General features: G+C 74.0%; 16 protein-coding genes. 8 read left to right on the top strand and 8 right to left on the bottom strand.

The genetic code is table 11. The annotated features are described in order from the left end of the window. Nucleotide 1: 1 nt before the first annotated feature. Both CLV37_RS12300 and CLV37_RS12305 read left to right on the top strand, forming a co-directional pair. Nucleotides 2–3,058: a DEAD/DEAH box helicase gene (locus CLV37_RS12300; RefSeq protein WP_211298590.1), complete on the top strand. Its 3,057-nt coding sequence runs from the start codon at nt 2–4 to the stop codon at nt 3,056–3,058. After that, nucleotides 3,058–3,855 carry an SWIM zinc finger family protein gene (locus CLV37_RS12305; RefSeq protein ID WP_146149382.1) on the top strand — a complete coding sequence of 266 codons (798 nt, stop codon included), beginning with the start codon at nt 3,058–3,060 and terminating at the stop codon, nt 3,853–3,855. The genes CLV37_RS12300 and CLV37_RS12305 overlap by 1 nt, the downstream gene beginning before the upstream one ends. On the opposite strand, the gene CLV37_RS12310 is transcribed toward CLV37_RS12305, so the two are convergent. The 6 genes from CLV37_RS12310 to CLV37_RS12335 all read right to left on the bottom strand — a co-directional run bounded on the left by CLV37_RS12310 (nt 3,840) and on the right by CLV37_RS12335 (nt 10,450). Beyond that, nucleotides 3,840–4,574: a glutamine amidotransferase gene (locus tag CLV37_RS12310; RefSeq protein WP_106210653.1), complete on the bottom strand. Its 735-nt coding sequence runs from the start codon at nt 4,572–4,574 to the stop codon at nt 3,840–3,842. The two genes, CLV37_RS12305 and CLV37_RS12310, sit on opposite strands and share 16 nt — an antisense overlap. A gap of 112 nt (nt 4,575–4,686) precedes the next feature. Next, a complete protein-coding gene (locus CLV37_RS12315) occupies nt 4,687–5,052 on the bottom strand; it encodes a hypothetical protein (protein ID WP_245885376.1) in 366 nt (121 codons plus the stop codon). Nucleotides 5,053–5,175: 123 nt separating this feature from the next. Then, nucleotides 5,176–6,081, bottom strand: coding sequence for a CARDB domain-containing protein (locus tag CLV37_RS12320; RefSeq protein ID WP_106210657.1), 906 nt, complete (start codon nt 6,079–6,081; stop codon nt 5,176–5,178). A gap of 149 nt (nt 6,082–6,230) precedes the next feature. Further along, nucleotides 6,231–7,943, bottom strand: a complete 1,713-nt coding sequence (locus tag CLV37_RS12325; RefSeq protein ID WP_211298591.1) for a glycerol-3-phosphate dehydrogenase/oxidase — start codon at nt 7,941–7,943, stop codon at nt 6,231–6,233. A gap of 106 nt (nt 7,944–8,049) precedes the next feature. Beyond that, nucleotides 8,050–9,579, bottom strand: a complete 1,530-nt coding sequence (gene glpK, locus CLV37_RS12330; RefSeq protein ID WP_106210659.1) for a glycerol kinase GlpK — start codon at nt 9,577–9,579, stop codon at nt 8,050–8,052. A gap of 34 nt (nt 9,580–9,613) precedes the next feature. Further along, nucleotides 9,614–10,450, bottom strand: a complete 837-nt coding sequence (locus CLV37_RS12335; RefSeq protein ID WP_106210661.1) for an MIP/aquaporin family protein — start codon at nt 10,448–10,450, stop codon at nt 9,614–9,616. A 273-nt stretch (nt 10,451–10,723) separates the two neighbouring features. Here CLV37_RS12335 and CLV37_RS12340 point away from each other — a divergent pair, with 273 nt between their 5' ends. From CLV37_RS12340 to CLV37_RS12355, 4 genes are all read left to right on the top strand, one after another. Further along, on the top strand, nt 10,724–12,373 hold the full coding sequence (locus CLV37_RS12340; RefSeq protein ID WP_106210663.1) for an EAL domain-containing protein: 1,650 nt from the start codon (nt 10,724–10,726) through the stop codon (nt 12,371–12,373). 64 nt (nt 12,374–12,437) lie between these two features. After that, a complete protein-coding gene (locus CLV37_RS12345; protein WP_245885380.1) occupies nt 12,438–13,667 on the top strand; it encodes an MFS transporter in 1,230 nt (409 codons plus the stop codon). Between the two features lie 11 nt (nt 13,668–13,678). Next, nucleotides 13,679–14,503 (top strand): SDR family NAD(P)-dependent oxidoreductase, encoded by an 825-nt coding sequence (locus CLV37_RS12350; RefSeq protein ID WP_106210667.1) that lies wholly within the window; start codon nt 13,679–13,681, stop codon nt 14,501–14,503. Between the two features lie 51 nt (nt 14,504–14,554). Further along, on the top strand, nt 14,555–16,210 hold the full coding sequence (locus CLV37_RS12355; protein ID WP_106210669.1) for an ATP-binding SpoIIE family protein phosphatase: 1,656 nt from the start codon (nt 14,555–14,557) through the stop codon (nt 16,208–16,210). Nucleotides 16,211–16,342: 132 nt separating this feature from the next. Here CLV37_RS12355 and CLV37_RS12360 read toward each other — a convergent pair whose 3' ends face one another. Both CLV37_RS12360 and aroQ read right to left on the bottom strand, forming a co-directional pair. Continuing rightward, on the bottom strand, nt 16,343–18,007 hold the full coding sequence (locus CLV37_RS12360; RefSeq protein ID WP_106210671.1) for an FAD-binding oxidoreductase: 1,665 nt from the start codon (nt 18,005–18,007) through the stop codon (nt 16,343–16,345). 46 nt (nt 18,008–18,053) lie between these two features. Then, a complete protein-coding gene (gene aroQ, locus CLV37_RS12365) occupies nt 18,054–18,494 on the bottom strand; it encodes a type II 3-dehydroquinate dehydratase (protein WP_106210673.1) in 441 nt (146 codons plus the stop codon). A 50-nt stretch (nt 18,495–18,544) separates the two neighbouring features. On the opposite strand from aroQ, the gene CLV37_RS12370 reads away from it, so the two are divergent. Together CLV37_RS12370 and CLV37_RS12375 are read left to right on the top strand one after the other, a co-directional pair. Next, on the top strand, nt 18,545–19,177 hold the full coding sequence (locus tag CLV37_RS12370) for a DNA-3-methyladenine glycosylase I (RefSeq protein WP_106210675.1): 633 nt from the start codon (nt 18,545–18,547) through the stop codon (nt 19,175–19,177). A gap of 211 nt (nt 19,178–19,388) precedes the next feature. After that, a complete protein-coding gene (locus CLV37_RS12375; protein ID WP_106210677.1) occupies nt 19,389–20,771 on the top strand; it encodes an NAD(P)/FAD-dependent oxidoreductase in 1,383 nt (460 codons plus the stop codon). The last annotated feature ends 6 nt before the right edge of the window (nt 20,772–20,777 follow it).

The following is a 20,777-nucleotide window of genomic DNA, read 5'->3' on the forward strand; positions in this document are numbered from 1 at the left end:
GGTGCTCGTCGTCCACGGCCTCTGGACCCGGGAGCACTCCCTCGCCCTGTGGGTCGAGGCCCCGCGCCGCCGCCCCGGACCCGCCCGCGCGGCCGACCTCGCCGACCTGGCCCGTCAGGCCCCCCGGGCCGCGGCCCTGGCCTGCGCCCTGGCCTCCCCGGCCACCTCGACCGTGTCGGTGTCGTTGCCCTGCACCCCCTCCGGACGCCCCGCCGCCTCGACGGGACGCGCGCGGGCGGACCTGCGGCTGCTGCCCGTCGAGCTGGAGGTCGTCGACCTGCGCGGGGCACGGGCCCTGGAGGTCCTCACGGAGGTCGCCGAGCAGGACCTGCCCGTCGCGGACGGACTGCGCTGGCTCGCGCACGTCGCGGCCGGGGCCCGTCGCGCCGTCGACGCCGGGCACGTCGTCCCGGACCTGCACGCCTGCGACGGGCGGTTCCGGGCCCGCTGGGTCCCCGCGCCCGACCGCGCGTTCGGGCGCTGGCGGACGGTCGTCGCGCAGGCCTGCCCGCCGGTGCTGCGCGCCGAACGCTCGCGCAGCGGCCCGGCCCAGGCGCCGGACCTGCTCGACGACGTCTGCGCGGTCGTCGTCGACGTCCTGGTCGCCGACCGCACGCGCGACGTCGTGCCGCACGACCTGCCGGCGAACCCGTCCCTGCGCGCCTGGCTGCTCGGTCTGCGCAGCGGGGAGGCGCTGGCGGACGACGCCGACCGCCACGGCACCCTGCCGTCCCTGGCCCGCCGGGTCCGCGACTGGCACCGCAGCGGCGAGGACGCCGGGTACGACGTCCTGCTGCGCGTGGTCGAACCCGAGCCGTGGGAGGACGTCCCCGACGGCCTCGCCGACGGGAAGCTGGACGGGACCGGCGGGGAGGCCCCCGCCGACCTGAACTGGCGGCTGCAGACCCGGTTGCGGCCCCTGGACGACCCCAGCCTCGTCCTCACCCTCGCCGAGGCGCGGGCCGAGGGGGGTTCGGGCCGCGACGGGGAGGACCCGCTGCTCGTCCTGCTCACCGGGACCGCGCGCGCCGGCACGGCCCACCCACCGCTGAAGCGGATCCTCGGCGGGCGCACCGACGCCGCCGCCGAGCACGGCGTGGAACTGTCGATCGCCGAACTGCTCGACCTCGTCGAGGTCGGCGGCCCGAAGCTGGCCGCGGCGGGCGTCGGCCTGCAGCTGCCCCGGCACTGGACGAAGAAGGCGCTGTCCTTCTCGCTGACGGCCTCCGCGGCCCAGCCCGGTGCGATCACCGCCCCGCAGGTCCGCCAGGCCGAGCTCCTGGACTTCCGCTGGCAGGCCGCCCTCGGCGACTCCCCGATCACCGAGGCCGAGCTCCTCGCGCTGGCGGCCTCGAAGTCCTCGCTGGTGCGCTTCCGCGGCGAGTGGGTGCAGGTGGACGCCGACACGTTGCGGCGCAGCGCGACGTTCCTGCGCAGGCGCGGCACCGGCCGGGCCTCGATCGTCGACGTGCTCGCGGCGGTGGGCTCGGGGCGGGACCTGCCGGGACCCGTCACGTCCGTCGACGCCCGCGGGGTCCTCGGCGACGTGCTGTCCGGGCAGGCCGCGCAGCGCCTGCCGGAACTGCCCGACCCGCCCGGCCTGCGCGCCGAGCTGCGGCCCTACCAGCGCCGCGGGCTGACGTGGCTGGCCACGATGTCGCAGCTGGGGCTGGGCGCGGTGCTGGCCGACGACATGGGCCTGGGCAAGACCCTGCAACTGCTGGCGCTGCTGGCCCACGAGGCACCCTCCGCGCCGGGCCCGACGCTCCTCGTGTGCCCGATGTCGGTCGTCGGGAACTGGGCCGCGGAGGCCGCCCGGTTCGTCCCGGGGCTGCGGGTGCACGTCCAGCACGGGCCCGGGCGGCCGAAGGGGGCCGACCTCGCCGCCCTGGCCGCCGAGCGCGACCTGGTCGTCAGCACGTACGGCCTCGTCGTCCGCGACGTCACCGACCTCGCGGCCGTCCCCTGGCACCGCGTCGCCCTCGACGAGGCCCAGCACGTGAAGAACGCCAACACCCGGCAGGCCCGGGCGGTCCGCGCGATCGGCGCCGCGCACCGCGTGGCCCTGACGGGGACCCCCGTGGAGAACCGGCTGGAGGACCTGCGCGCGATCCTGGACACGACGAACCCCGGGCTGCTGGGCAGCGCCGCGAGCTTCCGCGACACGTTCGCCGTGCCCATCGAGAAGCTCGGCCAGGCCGAGCCGGCGGCCCGGCTCGCCGTCGTCACGCGGCCGTTCGTGCTGCGGCGGGTCAAGACCGACCCCGCCGTCGCCGGCGACCTGCCGGAGAAGATCGAGATGACGGTCCGGGCGAACCTCACCCCCGAGCAGGCCGCGCTGTACCGGCGGGTCGTCGACGACCTCACCGCACGCCTGGCGGACCCCGGCGCCGACCCCGGCGGCGTGTCGAGGCGGGGGCTGATCCTGGCCGCCCTCACCCGGCTGAAGCAGATCTGCAACCACCCCGCGCACTACCTCGGCGACTCCTCGGGAGTCCTGCACCGCGGCCGGCACCGGTCCGGGAAGCTGGAACTGCTCGACGACGTCGTCACCTCGGCCCGGGCCGAGGGCGAGAAGGTGCTGTGCTTCACGCAGTTCGCGGAGTTCGGGCACCTGCTCGGACCCCACCTGTCCGACCTCACCGGCGAACCGGTGCCGTTCCTGCACGGTGGCGTCACGCGGCGGGGCCGCGACGCGATGGTGGAGGAGTTCTCGGCCTCCGACGGTCCCGGGGTGATGCTGCTGTCGCTGCGGGCCGGCGGTACCGGCCTGAACCTCACGGCGGCCAACCACGTCGTCCACGTGGACCGCTGGTGGAACCCCGCGGTGGAGGACCAGGCCACCGACCGCGCGTTCCGCATCGGCCAGCACCGGCAGGTGCAGGTCCGCAAGCTCGTCAGCGTGGGCACCCTGGAGGAACGCGTGGACGCCGTCATCACCCGCAAGCGCGGGCTCGCCGAGTCGGTCGTCGGCAGCGGCGAGGGGTGGATCACCGAGCTCGACACGGACGCGCTGCGCGAACTGATCCGGCTCGGCGACGACGCGGTGGGTGAGTGATGACGTTCGAGCGGTACGGGAAGCGCCGGCCCGGCGGGGGCGCCCGGTTGCGGTCCCGACGGGGCCGGATCGGGCAGCACTGGTGGTCCCAGCGGTTCGTCGACGCCCTGGAACGCACGGGGGACGCGGGCCGGTTGCAGCGCGGGCGCACGTACGCGCGCGCCGGGCAGGTCGTGGAACTGCGCGTGCGCCCCGGGGCGGTCGGCGCCCGGGTCCAGGGGTCGCGGCCGCGGCCGTACCTCGTCGAGGTCAGCGTGCGGCGGTGGACGGCCTCGGAGGTCGAGGCCGTCGTCGCGACCGTCGTGGAGAACCCGCTGCTGCTCGCCCCGCTGTTCGAGGGCGACGTGCCCCCGGGGCTGGTGGACCTGCTGGCCGGTGTCGGGGTCGACCTGCTCCCCGTCGACCACGAGGTCGCCTTCGACTGCAGCTGCCCCGACGACGGCGAACCCTGCAAGCACGCCGCGGCCGTCGTCTACGCCCTCGCCGAGCAGCTCGACGCCGAACCGGCCACGACCCTCACGCTGCGCGGGGTGGAGCTGGCGGACCTGCTGCGGCGCATCACCGACGCCGCCTCGGGACCCTCGGACCCGCTCGAGGACCTCGGGGCGCACGTCGTGACGTTCCACCGCGCCGCCGGGCCGCTGCCCGACCTCGGGGTCCGCGACCGCGTGCCGGGCCGGACCGTCGCGGACGACCTCGACGAACTCGTCCTGGGGCCGGGTGCGGCGGGGACCGCCGACAGCCTGCGGCCGTACTACGTGGCGCTGCAGGCGCGTCCGGGTCAGTCCCGCGCGTAGCGCTGCACGAAGCGCCGCCACACCAGCGGCGCGAACGGCGCCGACGTCGTCCGCAACCGCGCGGCGAGGTCGTCGAACTCGGCGGGGTCGAAGTAGCCCTCGTCGCGGTACACCGCGCACCGCTCGACGAAACCCCCGGCGTCGAGCTCGGGGTGGAACTGGGTGGCGTAGACGTTGTGGCCCACCCGGAACGCCTGGACCGGGCAGGGCGCGGACCCGGCGAGCAGCACCGCCCCCGGCGGCACGCCGTGCAGCGCCTCCTTGTGCCCGACGTACGCGTCGAACGTCGCCGGCAGGGCGGCGAACACCGGGTCGTCGCGGCCGGCGGCGGTGAGGGTCACCGGCACGGTGCCGACGGGTTCGCCGTACGTCCGGTCGACCGTCCCGCCCTGGTGGACCCCGAGCGTGCCGATGCCGTAGCAGGCGCCGAGGAAGGGCAGGTCACGCCCGACGACGACCTCGAGCAACCCGTGGAGCTCGACCTCGACGCGCCGCTGGGCGTCCGACTTCTCCTCCTCGGGGTCCGACGTGCAGTACGGGCTGCCCCCCAGGACGATCCCCGAGTACGCGTCGAGGTCGAGGTCGGGCAGCGGGTCCCGTTCCAGCCGAACGCGTTCCAGCTCGCCGGGACCGAGGCCGCCGGACCGCGCGAACGCGGCGAACTCCGCCTCGGCCACCGTGTCGTCGACGCGGGTGGCGAGCAGGAGGAAGGGTTTCACCCGCGCACCCTAGTTCTCGTCCGGGTCGTGAGCCCGCCGGGACGACCCGCGGGGTGGCGGTGCGGCGGGACCGGCACCCGCCGGGACCACCGGACGGGCCGGTGCGTACGCCTCAGCCCGTGCGGGTCAGTTCCCCGCCCAGCACGGCCGCCAGGGTGAGCAGCGCCCCCGCGCAGCGCACGGCGTCGGCCCGCAGCAGCCTGCGCAGCAGCGGTGGACGCGGGCCGTCGCGGCCCAGCCGCGCGTGGGTCGGGGCGGCGACGAGCGCCGTCGACCCGAGCGCACCGGCCGAACCCACCAGCGCCGCGAGCAACCACGGCGTCAGCGGCGCCGAGACCAGCACCCACCCCCACGCCGCCAGCAACGCGCCGTACACCCCCGCGACGACGGGCGTGATGCGCCGCGAGTGCGCGGTGTGCACCCGGACGAAGTCGGCTCCGGGGGTCGCGGCCAGCGCCGGATAGACCACCGCGGTCACGACGGCCTGGAAGGCGGCGTGCCCGGTGGCCGCGGCGAGCAGCGCGTCGGTGGGGTCGATGCCCCGATCGTGGACCGTCCGCGGGGCGGGCGCACCCGGACCGGGTGGGCCCGCCGGGGTCCGTCAGGGCTGGACGTCGAAGTCCGTGTCGACGGCTGTGGTGACGGACGCGATCTGAGCACCGACGGTGGTGGCGAACGAGCCCTCGAAGCGGTTGGTCTTCACGCTGGCCGCCTGAAAGCGGGAGAAGCGCGGTGTGCTGCCGGGGGCGCACTCGAAGGGGTAGTGCCCCTGGTAGGACCACAGGAGTTCCGAGAAGGGCACCGGCGTCTGTGCGCGGACGGCGTTCGCCGGGATCTGGACCACCCCTTCGGTGCCCCACTTGGACCCGAGCGCCGGCCGCTCGTTGCCCACCGTGTGACGGCTGACCGCGCGTTCGGTCCCGTCGAGCAGGAAGCCGTCCGCGGTGAAGCAGCCGCCGAACAGCGTCCCGGTCACCGTCGTCGAGATGACGGTGGGCCGGTTCAGCGGCCTCAGGGACGTGGTGGTGCTGCGGTCCTGCGTACGGGTGGCCAGCCCGGAAGAGACCGGCAGGGTCACGTCCCGGGTGTTGTTGGCCTCGTTCGATTCCTTGATGCGACCGGCGTCGTCGACGAAGGCACGCAGGGTGTGGTCGCCGGCCGTGGCCGTCCACGTCGCCGACCCCTGGGGGCCGCCCACCGCGCTGATCGTCACGCTGTCGCCCGGCCGCAGGGAGTACGTCACCTGGTCGGCCCAGGAGACGAGCTTGCCATCGACCTGGAACCCGATACCGGCGATCGTGCCCGCCGGGGTGGGTGCGGTGCCCCGGTTCTCGATGGTGGCGGTGAAACGGACCTGCTGGCCCGCGACGGCCCCCGCTGTTCGGTCGACAGCCACCACCACCAGGTCTGGGGCGGCCGTGGCCGCGCTGACCGCACCGGCCCCGGCGATCGACCCCACCACGACACCTGCTGCTGCCAGCGCGCGGACAGCCTTGACGTGCTTCATCTCGTCCCCCCAGGACGTCGTCGCCCGCCCGAGTGGTTCGGCCGGTGCTGTGCGCGACCCCCATCGCGCACAGCACACCGTAGTCCGCGGCTGGTCCGAACGGGTGAGTTTCCACCCGATCTGCGGGGACGCGTCCCGGATCTCCTGGATCAGCCGCCGATGGGGACGATCTCCGGGGCCTGCAGGCGCACCGCGTCGGCCGCGGCGTCCGTCGGCTGCTCCTGGGAGGCGCGTTCGGCGGCGACCCGCTGCAGGTACGTCGCGACCTCCTTGGCCTTGCGGTCGGCGTCCCAGCCCAACGGCCCGGCGACCAGGTCGGCGGCGAGTTCGGCCGACTCCGTCCCGCGGTCGTACGTCTCGATCGAGATGCGGGTGCGGCGGGCCAGGACGTCGTCGAGGTGCAGAGCACCCTCGTGGGTCGCCGCGTAGACGAACTCCGCCTTGAGGTAGTCGTCGGCGTGCGGGACGACTTCACCGAGGGTGGGGTCCTCGGCGATGAGCGCCAGGACCTCGTCGATCGCCGAGCCGTAGCGGTTCAGCAGGTGCTCGACGTGGTCGACGTGGATGCCCGCCTTCGCCGCCAGCGCGTGCCGCTGGTTCCACAGGGCGTGGTACCCCTCGGCTCCCACCATGGGGACGTTCTCGGTGGTCGAGGCGGGGACCTTGCCGTCCAGGCCGTCGACCGCGACGTCGACGGCGTCCTTGGCCATCACGCGGTACGTCGTGTACTTGCCGCCGGCGACGACGACCAGACCCGGGACGGGGTGGCCGACGACGTGCTCGCGGGACAGCTTCGAGGTCGACTCGCTCTCCCCCGACAGCAGCGGCCGCAGGCCCGCGTAGACGCCTTCGACGTCCTCGCGGGTCAGCGGGGACTTCAGCACGGAGTTGGCGTGCTCGAGCACGTAGTCGATGTCGGCGCTGGTGGCCGCCGGGTGCGCCTTGTCCATCGTCCAGTCGGTGTCGGTGGTCCCGATGATCCAGTGCCGGCCCCACGGGATGATGAACAGGACGGACTTCTCCGTGCGCAGGATGAGCCCGGTCCTGGACTGGATCCGGTCGCGCGGCACGACGAGGTGGATGCCCTTGGACGCGCGGACCTTGAACTGCCCACGGGCCTTGACGAGCTCCTGGGTCTCGTCGGTCCACACGCCCGTGGCGTTGATGACCTGCTTGGCCTTGACGCGGATCTCGGTGCCGGACTCCAGGTCCACCAGGACCGCGCCGACGACGCGCTCGCCCTCGCGGACGAACTCCTTCACGCGCGTGCGGTTGGCGATCAGCGCGCCGTAGGTGGCCGCGGTGCGGGCGATCGTCATGGTGTGCCGGGCGTCGTCGACCTGCCCGTCGTAGTACTGGATGGCCCCGACCATGGCGTCCTTGCGGATGCCGGGGGCCTCCTTGGCGACCCCGCGACGGGTCAGGTGGCGGTGCAGCGGGAACCCCTTGTTGTTGCCGCTGGACAGCGCCATGCCGTCGTACAGGGCGATGCCGGAACCGACGTAGGGGCGCTCGGCGAACCGCTTGGACAGCGGGTAGAGGAACGGCACCGGCTTGACCAGGTGCGGGGCCAGCTTGTTGCGCAGCAGGCCGCGCTCGGACAGCGCCTCGTGGACGAGGGCGAAGTCGAGCATCTCCAGGTAGCGCAGACCGCCGTGGACGAGCTTGCTCGACCGGCTCGAGGTTCCCGAGGCCCAGTCGCGCGCCTCGACCATGGCCGTGCGCAACCCGCGGGTCACCGCGTCCAGCGCCGCTCCCGTCCCGACGACCCCGCCACCGATGACGAGGACGTCGAGCTCACCTTCTGCCATCTCCCGCAACGCGTCCGCGCGTGCCTGCGGCGACAGTGCCTTGATCTCCACGTCCTGCTCCTCAGCCTTTTCCCAACGGTCCTGCGCTTGGTCCTGCTCCATGGTGGGTGCCGGGCGCGCGTCCCGCGCGCCCGGCACCGTCACAGGGGGTGCGACGTCAGTCGACGTCCACCCAGTTCAACGTCCGCTCGACGGCTTTCTTCCAGCCCTTGTAGCCGTCGGCGCGCTGCTCGTCGTTCCACGTGGGTTCCCAGCGGGCGCCCTCGTTCCAGTTCTCGCGCAGCTCGTCGAGGTTCTTCCAGAACCCGACGGCCAGGCCGGCCGCGTACGCCGCGCCCAGCGCCGTCGTCTCGGCCACGACGGGCTTGGAGACGGGGACGCCGAGGATGTCGGCCTGCAGCTGCATGCAGAGCTGGTTGGCGGTGATGCCGCCGTCGACCTTGAGCACCTCGACCTCGACGCCGGAGTCGGCGGTCATGGCCTCGGTGACGTCGCGGCTCTGGTAGCAGATGGACTCCAGGGTCGCGCGGGCGATGTGCGCGTTGGTGTTGTAGCGCGAGAGCCCGACGATGGCGCCGCGGGCGTCCGAGCGCCAGTACGGGGCGAACAGCCCCGAGAACGCCGGCACGAAGTAGCAGCCGCCGGAGTCCTGCACCTGGCGGGCCAGGGACTCGGACTCCCCGGCCCCGGAGATGATGCCGAGCTGGTCGCGCAGCCACTGCACGGCCGAACCGGTCACGGCGATGGAACCCTCGAGGGCGTAGACGGGCTTCTCGTCGTTGAACTGGTAGCAGACCGTGGTCAGCAGCCCGGCCTTGGAGCGGACGAGCTCCTCGCCGGTGTTCAGCAGCATGAAGTTGCCGGTGCCGTAGGTGTTCTTGGCCATGCCGGGGTCGAAGCAGACCTGGCCGACCATGGCGGCCTGCTGGTCGCCGAGGATGCCCGTCAGCTTGACCTTCCCGCCCAGCGGACCGGTCTCCAGGGTCTCGCCGTAGCCCTCGGTGTACGAGCTCGGCTTGATCTCGGGGAGCATGGCGCGGGGGATGCCGAAGATCTCCAGGAGCTCGTCGTCCCAGTCGAGGGTCTCGAGGTCCATGAGCATCGTGCGGCTGGCGTTGGTCACGTCGGTGACGTGGGCCCCGCCGCGCGGGCCGCCGGTGAGGTTCCAGATCAGCCAGGAGTCGGTGTTGCCGAAGACGGCCTCGCCGGCCTCGGCGGCCTCGCGCACCCCGTCGACGTTCTCGAGGATCCACTGGATCTTGCCGCCGGAGAAGTACGTGGCGGGGGGCAGGCCGGTCTTCTGGCGGATCTTCTGGCCGCGCTCGTCGCGGTCCAGCGCCGAGGCGATCCGGTCGGTGCGGGTGTCCTGCCAGACGATCGCGTTGTAGTACGGCCGGCCGGTGTTCTTGTTCCACACGACGGCGGTCTCGCGCTGGTTGGTGATGCCCAGCGCCGCGAGGTCCCGGTACGTCAGGTTCGCCTGACGCAGCCCGCTCTGGATGACCGAGCTGGTGCGCTCCCAGATCTCGATCGGGTCGTGCTCGACCCAGCCCGGCTTGGTCATGATCTGGGTGTGCTCGAGCTGGTACTTGGCGACCTCGTTGCCGCCGTGGTCGAAGACCATGAACCGGGTGGAGGTGGTGCCCTGGTCGACCGCGCCGACGTACTGGGGAGTGCTGTCAGTCATGGGTTTCGTCCCGTTCTCTTCGGTGAGTTGTCGGTCAGTCGGTGAGGACGCGGCCCTCGGGCTCGGCGGCCTCGGGTTCGGGCAGATGGCGTTCGACGAGCACCTTGTACAGGCCGCCGCCGAGCAGACCACCGAGGATCGGGGCCACGATCGGCACCCAGAAGTACAGCGTGCCGTCGCCGGTCTTCAGCGCGTCGCTGTAACCGGTGAGCAGCTCGGCCACGCGGGGGCCGAAGTCGCGGGCCGGGTTGATGGCGTAGCCGGCGTTCGAACCCCAGGCCATGCCGATGCCGACGACGACGAGGCCGACGATGAACGGGGCGAGGTTCGCGGCCGGCGGCATGGCCTTGGCCTGGGAGATCGCGAAGATGAGGAACACCAGGATGGCGGTGCCGACGACCTGGTCGAGGAACGCGGTGCCGACGCTGACGCCGGTGCCGGGCAGGGTCGCGAAGATGCCCTGCGTCTTGATGGTCGTCCCGGGGTCGACCGTCATGATCGCGTCGTTGTAGACCCAGCGGACGATGAGCGCGGCGACGAACGCCCCGAGGAACTGCGCCACCGAGTAGGGCAGCACCTTCTTCCAGGAGAAGCCCTGGAAGACCGCGAGCGCGATGGTGACGGCCGGGTTGAGGTGGGCGCCGGTGGTGCGGCCGGCGACGTAGATGCCGAAGGTGACCCCCAGGCCCCAGGCCCAGTGGATCGAGTCCGCGCCGCCGTTCTGGCCTGCGACGACCTGGGCGACGACACCGACGCCGAACAGGATGAGGATGGCGGTCCCGGCGAACTCGGCGAGGAGTTCTCCGGTGAGGGTGGGGGTCCGGGGTGCGACCCGTGCAGGAGGGGCGGCCGCGGAACTGCTGTGGGACATGGGAACTCCACGTTGAGTCGGTGGTGGTGCGCGTTCACGGCTGGTCGGGCGGCGATCGGTGCCGCCGTCGTGAAGGTAGGAGGGTGCGAGGACGGCGTCAACGACTGGAGTTCGACGATGTCGAACGATCCGTACCGGTGCCGGTGGGGGCCCGGGTCCGCAGCACCTCGGGAGGGCCCGTGAGCGTTCCCGGCCACCCCGGCGGTGGTGACCGTCCGTGGTCGTTCACCCGGACGGCTCAAGGCGTCCGGGTGACGTGCCGATGACGTGCCCATGACGACTCCGGGCTCGACGCTGCCCTCGACCGTGCGCGCCGCCACCGCACCCGGGCCGGGCGCCGCCGACGCCGGGGGCCCGGCCCCCGTCTGGGACGTCGACCGGGTGCTGGACGAGGGCGCGGTGCGCACGGTCTTCCAGTGCGTCCACGACGCGCGCACGGGCCGGCCGGTGGCGGTGGAGGCCTTCGTGCGGGGGCCGCAGGACTCCGCCCTGGCGTCGCCCGCGCAGCTGCTGCGCGCCGCAGCGGGGCGGGGCCGGCTCGCCGACCTGGACCGCAGCGCGCACGAGCACGCCCTGGCGGCCGTCGCCGCGCTGCCCGCGCCGTGGACGGTGTTCCTGAACTCCTCCGTGGAGGGTGTCGCCCCCGACCTGCCCGAGGTGGCGGCCCACGTCATCGTCGACGTCGACGCCCGGACGCTGCTGGCCCAGCCCGGCCGGGCGCTGCGGCTGGCCCGCCGCAGCCGGGCGCGCGGCTGGGGGGTGGCGCTGGACGGGGCCGGTGCGGACCTGGACGTCCTGGCCCTGCTGCCGGTGCTGGAGCCGGACGTCGTCAAGCTGGACCTGCGGGCGCTGGCCCGCCGCACGCGCGACGAGGTCGCCGGCTTCGCCGCCCTCGTCGGGGCCTACGCCGCGGCGACCGGCGCGCTGGTGCTGGCCGAGGCGGTCGAGAGCGCCGACGACCTCGAACGGGCCCAGTCCTTCGGGGCCGACCTGCTGCAGGGCTGGGACGTGGCCCCCACCGGCCCCCTGCCCTCCGGCGCCCCCGAGGCGCTGCCCCGCCCGGACGCGCCGCGTCCCCCGGTCCCCGGGGCGAGCCCCGACGCGCTGGCCCGGTTGTCCGCGCTGGCCCGTCCCGCGAACGCCGACGTCGTCGAACGGTCCCTGGAGCACCTGCGGCTGCGCGCCCGGCGCGAGCCGGACCCGTCGGTCGTCGTCTCGCTCGGGGGTGCCGCGGCGCGCCGGGCGGCGGCCGACCTGGGGCACGTCGCGGTCCGCGCGCACGCCGACCTCGACGGGCACGGTCTGGCGGTGCTGGCGCCGCACGTCGCGACGGTCGTCGTGACGCGGCCGGCCGGGGGGCCGGCGGGCGGGCGCGAGCTCGCCGTCAGCCACGACCGCGCCCTCGTGACCGCCCTGGTGGCGGAGGCGCTGAGCAGCGACCGGGCGCCGGCGCCGGCCGACCCGGTCGTCGCCGTGCGGCCGCCGTCGCCGGCCCCGCCGCTGGCCGAGGTGGTCTCGCAGGCCCTGGAGGCCGACCGGCGCACGGGCACCGGCACGGGTCTGCTGCTCGTCGGGGTCGACGGCACGAGCCGGCGCGGGGGGCGTGAGGACGTCGTGCGCAGGATGCGGCGCGCGGTGCGCTCGGTGGACCGGTGGATCCCGCTGGGCGCCGACCAGTTCGCCGTGCTGCTGACCGGGCTGCCGCGCGCGGGCAGCGAGGGGGTCGTGGAGCGGGTCGCGGACGCGCTGCTGATGGCCGTCGAGCTCGCCGTCGACGACCACCCGTCGCTGTCGGTGAGCATCGGGGCGAGCCTGGCGCCGGACCGGGCCGCGACGGGCGTCGAGGCGCACCGCCAGGCGGTCGCCGCCCTGGAATCGGCACGCGGTGCCGGAGGTCACTGCGCGCGGATCTGGCCCGTCTGACAAGCTGCAGGCCAGGGCTGGGAACGATCGCACGGACGCGGTCGCGAACGAGGAACTGGTGGAGATGTCGGGGTACTTCGCGCTGCTGCGCGATCCGGTCGTGGCACGTCCCTTCGTCTCGTCCGTGGTGGCCCGCATCCCCATCGCGACGGCCCCGCTGGGGCTGGTCCTGCTGGTGCGCTCGGCCCGGGACAACTACACGCTGGCCGGGATCGTCACCGGGCTGTTCGCGGTGGGCCTGGCCGTGGGCTCGCCCCTGTGGGGACGCGCGATGGACCGCCTGGGCCAGCCCCGGGTCCTCGTCCCGGCCGCGAGCGTGAGCGGGCTGCTGCTCCTGCTGCTGACGGGCGCGACGGTGTGGACGGCCGTGCCCGGCGTCGTCCTGCCCGTCCTGGCCCTGCTGGCCGGGGCCGCGTTCCCGCCGCTGTCGCCGGCGATGCGCTCGACGTGGCGGGTGGTCGTCACCGAGGAACGGCGGCGGCGGCGCGGGTACGCGCTGGACGCCGCGGCCGTCGAGACGATCTTCGTCGGGGGCCCGCTGCTGCTGAGCGTGCTGCTCCTGCTGGGTGTCGCGCCCCTGCCGCTGCTGGTGACGGTCGTCCTGCTGGTGGGCGGGACGCTGGCCTACTGCCGCTCCGAGGGGGCCCGCCGGGTCGTGCCCCACCCCGTGCCCGAGCACGCCCACGCCGGGGCGGCCCTGCTGCGCAGCGGCGGTTTCGTGCTCCTGATGGCGGTGATGGCCGTCATGAGCGTCGGGTTCGGGATCCTCGACGTGTCGATGGCCGGGCTCGCCGAGCACCTGCTGGGGTCGGCCGACCGGCTGGGGCTGCTGTTCGCCCCGATCGCGGGCGGGTCGGCGCTGGGGGGCCTGCTCTACGGCAGCCGCGACTGGCGCAGCCCCGACCGGCGCCGGCTGCTCGTGACGCTGACGGTCTTCGGGCTGCTGCTGTTCGCCGTGGCCGCCGGCGCCGGCGAGGGGGTGCCGCTGCCGGTGCTGCTCGTCGTCCTGTTCGCCACCGGCCTGTTCATCTCCCCCAACCTCATCGCCGCGCAGGGGCTCGTGGACCTGCTGGCCCCCGACCACCGCCTCGGCGAGGCCCAGGCGTGGCTGTCGACGGCCATCACGGCGGGGGCGGCCGTCGGCAACGCGGTGGCCGGCGTCCTGCTGGACGTGGCCGGGGCGCGCACGGCGCTGACGGTCGCGGCCTCGGCGGTGCTGGCGGCGGCGGTGGTCTGCGCGGTCGCCCAGCGCTCGTGGGCGGCACGACACCGCCCGGCGCTCGCCGTTCACTAGGCTCGCCCCTCGTGAGCAGCGCACCCTCGTCCCGCCCGACCGCCCTCGTCACGGGCGCCACCGCCGGTCTGGGGGCCGCGTACGCGCGCTCGCTGGCCGGCCGCGGGTTCGACCTGGTGGTCGTGGCCCGCGACGTCGCCCGGCTGGAGACGACGGCGGCGACCCTGCGCTCGGAGTTCGGCGTGGAGGTCGAGGTCCTCGCCGCCGACCTGTCCGACCGGGCGGCGCTGGAGCGGGTCGCGGAGCGGGTCGCCAGCACGCGGGCGCCGGTGGACGTGCTGGTCAACAACGCCGGTTTCGGCCTGCGCCAGCGGTTCTACGACGGCGTCCCGGCCGACCACGAGCGCATGTTCGACGTGCTGTGCCGGGCGGTGATGGTCCTGTCGCGCGCCGCGACGGGCGCCATGGTCCCGCGCGGGCGCGGCTGGGTCCTCAACGTCGGTTCGGTGGCCGGTCTGGTGCCCGGCGGGGGGCACTACTCGGCGGCCAAGGCCTACGTCATCGTGCTGACCGAGACGCTGGCCGGGGAGCTGCGCGGGACGGGCGTGAAGGCGACGGTCGTCGAACCGGGGTACGTCCGCACCGAGTTCCACGCGCGCTCGGGCATGACCTCCGGGGGCAGCTCGTCGCTGTCGAGCCGGATCTGGCTGGACATCGACGACGTCGTGGACGCCTCGCTGGACGACCTGTTCGCCGGACGCCCGGTGAGCGTGCCGACCAAGCGCTGGAAGGCCGTCTCGACGGTGCTGGACGTGCTGCCGCGCGGACTCGTGAGCCGGGTCTGGAACGGCATGCCCTCGGGGGCCCGGCGCCGCCACCCCACGTCCGGGCAGTGAGAACGCCCGTATCTAGAACACGGAGGGTAGTCAGGGCGTAACGTAGAGCACGTGACTGCTGCCGCCTCGGCCCAGGACCCCGGGGCCGGACTCGACGACCGGGACGACCCGGCCCGCCTCGCCGCCCTGCACGACTACGTCGACGTCTCGGGCCCGCCCCCGGTCGAGCTGCAGGCCGTCGTGCGCCTCGCCACCCGCCTGACCGGACTGCCGAACGCGGTCGTCAACATCATCGACGAGCAGTACCAGCGGCAGCTGGCCGCCGAGGGCTTCGACCGCGGGATCAGCGCCCGCAGCGACTCCATGTGCTACTACGCCCTGGGGTTCGGCGGCCTCGTGCACGCCCCCGACGCCCGGCGGGACGTCCGGTGGGCCGCTCACCCGTGGGTCGACGGGACCCTCGGCACCGTGCGCAGCTACGCGGCCGCCCCGCTGCTGACCCCCGACCACCTGGCCCTGGGCACCCTGTGCGTCTTCGACGACACCCACCCCCAGGAGCTGACCGAGACCCAGCGGGCCGACCTCGCCGACCTCGCCGACCTCGTGGTCTCGATCTTCGACCGCGAACGGCGCGCCCGGCACCTGAGCGCCCGCGAGGAGGCCCTCGTCCACGCCCGGGCCGACGCCGACACCGCCCGGGCGCTGCAGACCGCGCTGCTGCCGCACGCCCTGCCCAGCACCGACCGCGTCACCCTCACCTCCCGGTACCTGCCAGGCACCGACGGCGCGCAGATCGGCGGCGACTTCTTCGACGGGATCCGCACCGAGCGCGCCTTCGTCGTCGTCATGGGCGACGTCCAGGGGCACAACGCCGCCGCGGCCGCCCTCATGGGCCGGGTGCGCACGGCCGTGCGGGCCTACGTCAGCGAGGGGCACGACCTGTCCGCCGCCCTCGAGCGCACCAACCGGCTCATGCAGTCCTTCGACAACGACCTGTTCGCCACCTGCTGCCTGCTCTCCCTGGACGAGGCCACGGGCGAGGTGGAGGTCGCCAGCGCCGGGCACCCCGCGCCCCTGCTGTTCGCCCCCGGCCCCCTGCGCACCCTCGACGTCGACCCCGGCCCCCCGCTGGGCGTCGACCCCGAGGCGACGTTCCCGATGACCCGGCACCGCCTCAGCGGCAGCGCCCGGGTGCTGCTGTACACCGACGGCGTGGTGGAGTGGCCGCGCAGCGCCGACGGCGGCGAGCAGGCCCTCGAGAACGCCCTCGACGCGCACGCCGCGTCGCCCGCGCAGACCGTCGCCGACCGCGTGCTCGTCCCAGCGCACCGGACGAAGAACGACGACGCCGCCGTCCTCGTCCTGGACTACTCCGGCCCCGACCCCGCCCTGCGCGAGACCCGCCTGGAACTGCCGGCCGACGTCCTCGCGGTCCGCGCGGCCCGCGACCACCTGCGGACGACCCTCGCCGACTGGGACCTGGGCGCCGCCGCCGACGAGGCCGAGCTCGTGGTGTCCGAGCTCGTCACCAACGCCGTGCTGCACACCGGGTCCTCCGCCACGCTGACCCTGCGGCACGACGTGGACGAGCACCTGCTGTGCGTCGGCGTCGAGGACGGGTCCACCCAGCACCCGCAACCGCGCGAGAGCGGGGAGGAGGCCACCGGGGGCCGCGGCATGCACATCGTCCAGATGGTCGCCGACCGCTGGTGGGTGGCTCCGCGCGGCGACGGCAAGACCGTCTGGGCCGGTCTGCTCGTCGCCTGAGCGGACCCTCGGCCGTGCACCGCAGCCGCTCCCCAGCGGTGGGCGTCCGCAGCGGGGCGTCCCCCGCGTGCGCGCGGTGAGCACGGGTGCTCACCGCGCGGTCACGAGCCCGACCGGTCGACCGGTCGACGGTCAGTCGACGATCGCCCCGGGGTTGAGGTTGCGCCCCGGGTCCACCCCGGCGAACAGCGCGCCGACGATCTCGGCCCCGGCCGGGGAGATGTCCTGCCCGATCCAGCGCTTGTGCTCGCGACCCACCGCGTGGTGGTGCGACAGCGTCCCGCCGTTGTCGATGAACGCCTGCTGGATGGCGCCCTTGACGGTGTCGTAGACCTCCAGCCCGTCGTGGTCGCTCGGGGCCTGGAACGCGAACGTGAAGTACTGGCACGCACCGGAGTGGTAGCTGTGCGACAGGTGGCAGAAGATGAAGCCCTTCACGCCGACCTCGGCGAACGCCTTCTCCGCAGCGGCGACGACGTTGTCGTGCACCGACTTCAGCGTCGTCCACGACGAGGAGGTCTCCGACACGTCGCCGTAGGCGCCGCGGTCGAGGATGAAGTCGCGGATGTAGGGGGTGTCGAACTTCTTCTGGTCGTACAGGGTGCCCGGACCGGACCCGACCCCGAACCCACCGTGCTTCCTGACGATCTCCCCCACGATGGTCTTGCTGCGCCGCACACCGGCCGCCGAACCCTCGAAGCCGATGAACGACAGGCACATCTGCGACAGGTCCATGCCCTTGCGCCTGCTCGCGTAGAGCTGCACGCCCTTGTTGAGCAGCTGCCCCACGGCGCTGCCCTTCTTGGAGGTGGCCAGGGTGAACTGCGTCTCGTTGGCGTCCGAGACGCGGGTGATGCTGGGCTGGGCGTCGGAGGCGGCGATGGCCTGCATGGCCTTCAGGCCGCTGCCGTAGTCGGGGAAGAAGTACGCCTGGATGACGCGCTCCTCGGCCAGGCGGTGCACCTGCACGGTGGCCTCGGTGATGATCCCCAGCCGACCCTCGCTGCCCAGGACCATCTCGCGGACGCTGGGACCGGTGGACTGCACCGGCACCTCGGCGGTCGCGACGAGACCCTTGGGGGTGACCACGCGCACGGCGCGGGTGATGTCGGCGATGTCGCCGAAGCGGTCGGACTGCATGCCGGAGGACCGCGTCGCGATCCATCCCCCGAGCGTGGAGTGCTTGAAGCTGTCCGGGAAGTGGCCGATGGTCCAGCCGCGCGCGTTGAGCTGCTCCTCTAGGTCCGGGCCGAGGGCACCGGCCTGGATGCGGGCGGTCTTCGCGGTCTCGTCCAGGGACAGGACCTCGCGCATCCGGCCCATGTCGAGGGACACGACCGGGCGGGTCTCCTCGCGCGGGGCCTCCAGGGACCCGACGATGTTGGAGCCGCCGCCGAAGGGGATCAGGACGGCGTCGGCCTCCAGCGCGATCCGCAGCGCGGCCTCCGTCTCGGCCTCGGTGCCGGGGTAGAGCACCAGGTCCGGCAGGCGCCCGAAGTCGCCGCGGCGGATGCGGACCAGGTCGCGCATCGACTTGCCGTAGGTGTGCACGACGCGGTCGAGGTCGTCGTCGTGGACGTGCTCGGCCCCCAGCGCCTCGACGAAGGCCGCGCGCAGGGACTCGGGGGCCCGGGAGGCCGGCACGTCCAGCTCGGACAGCTCCGGGACCCGCACGGGCGGGGCGGAGAAGTCGATGCCCGCCACCTTCATGACGAACGGCGCCAGGTTCGGCTTGTCCTCGTGGTGGAAGGCGACGCCCTCCTGGCCCCAGCCCCACCACTTCATGTGCTCGACCACGAAAGACCCACTCCCACCCACGAGGCACTGCGTTGACGGCGCGAGCCTACGCGCCCGTCCCGACACGGGAGGCCAGGAAGCGCACGGCGAGCTCGTAGCCCTCGACCCCCAGCCCGGCGATGACGCCGGTCGCGACGGGGGTGACGTAGGAGTGCCGGCGGAAGTCCTCGCGCGCGTGCACGTTGGACACGTGCAGCTCGACGAGCCCGGCCCGCAGCTCCGCGCAGGCGTCGCGCAGCGCCACCGACGTGTGGGTCCAGCCGCCGGGGTTCAGGACGACGGGGTCCCCCGCGTCGGCCGCGGCGTGGACCCAGCCGAGCATCTCGTGCTCGGCGTCGGTCTGGCGCAGCTCGACGGTGACCCCCAGCTGCGCGGCGAGCGCCTGCAGGCGCTCGTCGACGTCGGCGAGCGTGGTGGTGCCGTAGACCTCGGGCTGGCGCTTGCCGAGGCGGCCGAGGTTGGGCCCGTTGAGCACGAGGATCGTCACGCTGTGGACAGTACAGAGCACGTGTCCGACGCCGGTGCCACAGTGCGTGCGTGCCCTCCCCCGCCACCCCCGACGCCACGCCCGACACCGCTGCGGACGCCGCCCCCGAACCGTTCCGCTGCTTCGGCACCGGCGACGCCCTGTACTCGCGCTACCACGACGAGGAGTGGGGCCGGCCGGTGCGCGGCGACCGCGAGCTGTTCGAGCGCGTGAGCCTGGAGGCCTTCCAGTCCGGCCTGAGCTGGATCACGGTCCTGCGGCGCCGGGAGACGTTCCGCACCGCCTTCGACGGGTTCGACCCGCGGGCCGTCGCGGCCTACGGCGCCGAGGACGTGGCCCGGCTGCTGGCCGACCCCGGCATCGTCCGCAACCGGCTCAAGGTCGAGGCCACGATCGCCAACGCGCGGGCCCTGCTCGCCCTGCAGGCCGCGGGCGGGAGCCTGAGCGACCTCTTCTGGTCCGCCGCCCCGGACCCGCGTCCCCCGGCCCCCGAGTCCCCCGCGGACGTCCCGGCCCTGACGCCGGAGTCGACCGCGCTGGCGAGGACGCTGAAGCGGGCGGGGTTCCGCTTCGTCGGTCCCACGACGGTCTACGCGGGGATGCAGGCGTGCGGCGTGGTGGACGACCACCTGCGACGGTGCCCGGCCAGGGCGCTCGCCGAGCGGGAGGCCGGCCGGGCGTGAGCGCTCCCGTCCCCGATCCTGAACGCGCGCAACGGGCCACGCCGGACGCGCCCGCAGCGCGGCGCCCCGTCGTCGCCCGAGCGGACGCGGGCGCGGACGGAGCGTGAGGGCGCGCAGCGCCCACCCGCGTGAAGGAACGGTGTCGCGAGTGCGAGAATCGTCCACCGAGCGGGAGCCACGTCCCGGCGAGCCGAAGACAAGAGGTGTTCACATGGTCGATCGACAGCGAGTCGTCATCGTCGGGGGTGGCTTCACCGGCCTGTACGCCGGCAAGAAGCTCGAGAAGCTCCTTCCGGCCTCCACGGCGGAGCTGGTGATCGTCAGCCCGACGGACCACCTCACCTACAGCCCCCTGCTGCCGGACGTGACCGCGTCCGTCATCGAGCCGCGGCACGTCGCCGTGTCCCTGCGGCAGGCCCTGCCCCGCCACAAGCTCGTCATCGGGCACACCACCTCGGTCGACCCCGAGGCCAAGACCATCACGATCTCCAAGAGCGAGCGCGGCATCGTCGGCGAGGGCACCCAGGTGCTGTCCTACGACAAGCTGCTCCTGGCCCCCGGTGCGGTCACCCGCCGCTTCCCGATCCCGGGCGTGTCCGAGAGCGCCCGCGGGGTCAAGACGATCACCGAGGCCGCGTTCGTGCGCGACCACCTGCTGTCCCAGCTCGATGAGGCCGACAGCCTGCCCGACGACCCCCGCTTCGACGCCGAGCGCGCCGAGCGCATGACGGTCGTCGCGGTCGGCGCCGGCTACACCGGCACCGAGATCGTCGCCCAGACGCACCGCTGGCTGTCCCGCGTCGCCGACCGTTGGTCGAACATCGACGTGCGCGACGTGAAGTGGCTGCTCATCGACGTCGCCCCGGCCGTCCTGCCCGAGCTCGGGCCGCGCCTGGGCCAGTACGCCCTCTCGGCCCTCAAGGGCCGCGGCATCGACGTGCGCCTCGGGGTCTCCGTGGCCAACGTCGAGGGCAACGTCATCAACCTCACCGACGGCACCCCGGTGCCCTCGCGCACCCTCATCTGGGGCGCGGGCATCATGGCGAACCCCCTCATGGGCACCCTGGGGCTGCCGCTGGACCGCGGTCGCCTCGTCGTGGACGCCAAGTTCCGCGTCGCCGGCGCCGACGACGTCTGGGCCGCCGGTGACGCCGCCGCCGTCCCCGACCTGGCCAAGCCGAAGCCGGCCGACGGCCCGCAGCCGATCACCCCGCCCACCGCGCAGCACGCGCAGCGCCAGGGCACCCAGGCCGGCAAGAACATCGCCGCGTCCTTCGGGATCGGCCAGGCCGCCGACTACGTCCACAAGGACCTCGGCCTGGTGGCCGACCTCGGGGGCGGCACCGCCGTCGCCAAGCCGCTGGGCATCGAGATGACCGGTCTGCCGGCCAAGATCGTCGCCCGCGGGTACCACCTGTACGCCCTGCCGGCCATGAGCAACCGCATCCGCGTGCTCACCGACTGGGCGCTGCACGCGATCCTGCCCCCGCAGGCCGTCGCGCTGAACCAGACCCGTCCGGAGGACGCGCTCATCACGCCGGCGCAGAACACGGACATCTACCCGAAGGCGGCGGAGAAGCCGAAGGTCGGCTGACCCCTC

This window comes from Kineococcus rhizosphaerae, from assembly GCF_003002055.1.
GTDB classification, from domain to species: domain Bacteria; phylum Actinomycetota; class Actinomycetes; order Actinomycetales; family Kineococcaceae; genus Kineococcus; species Kineococcus rhizosphaerae.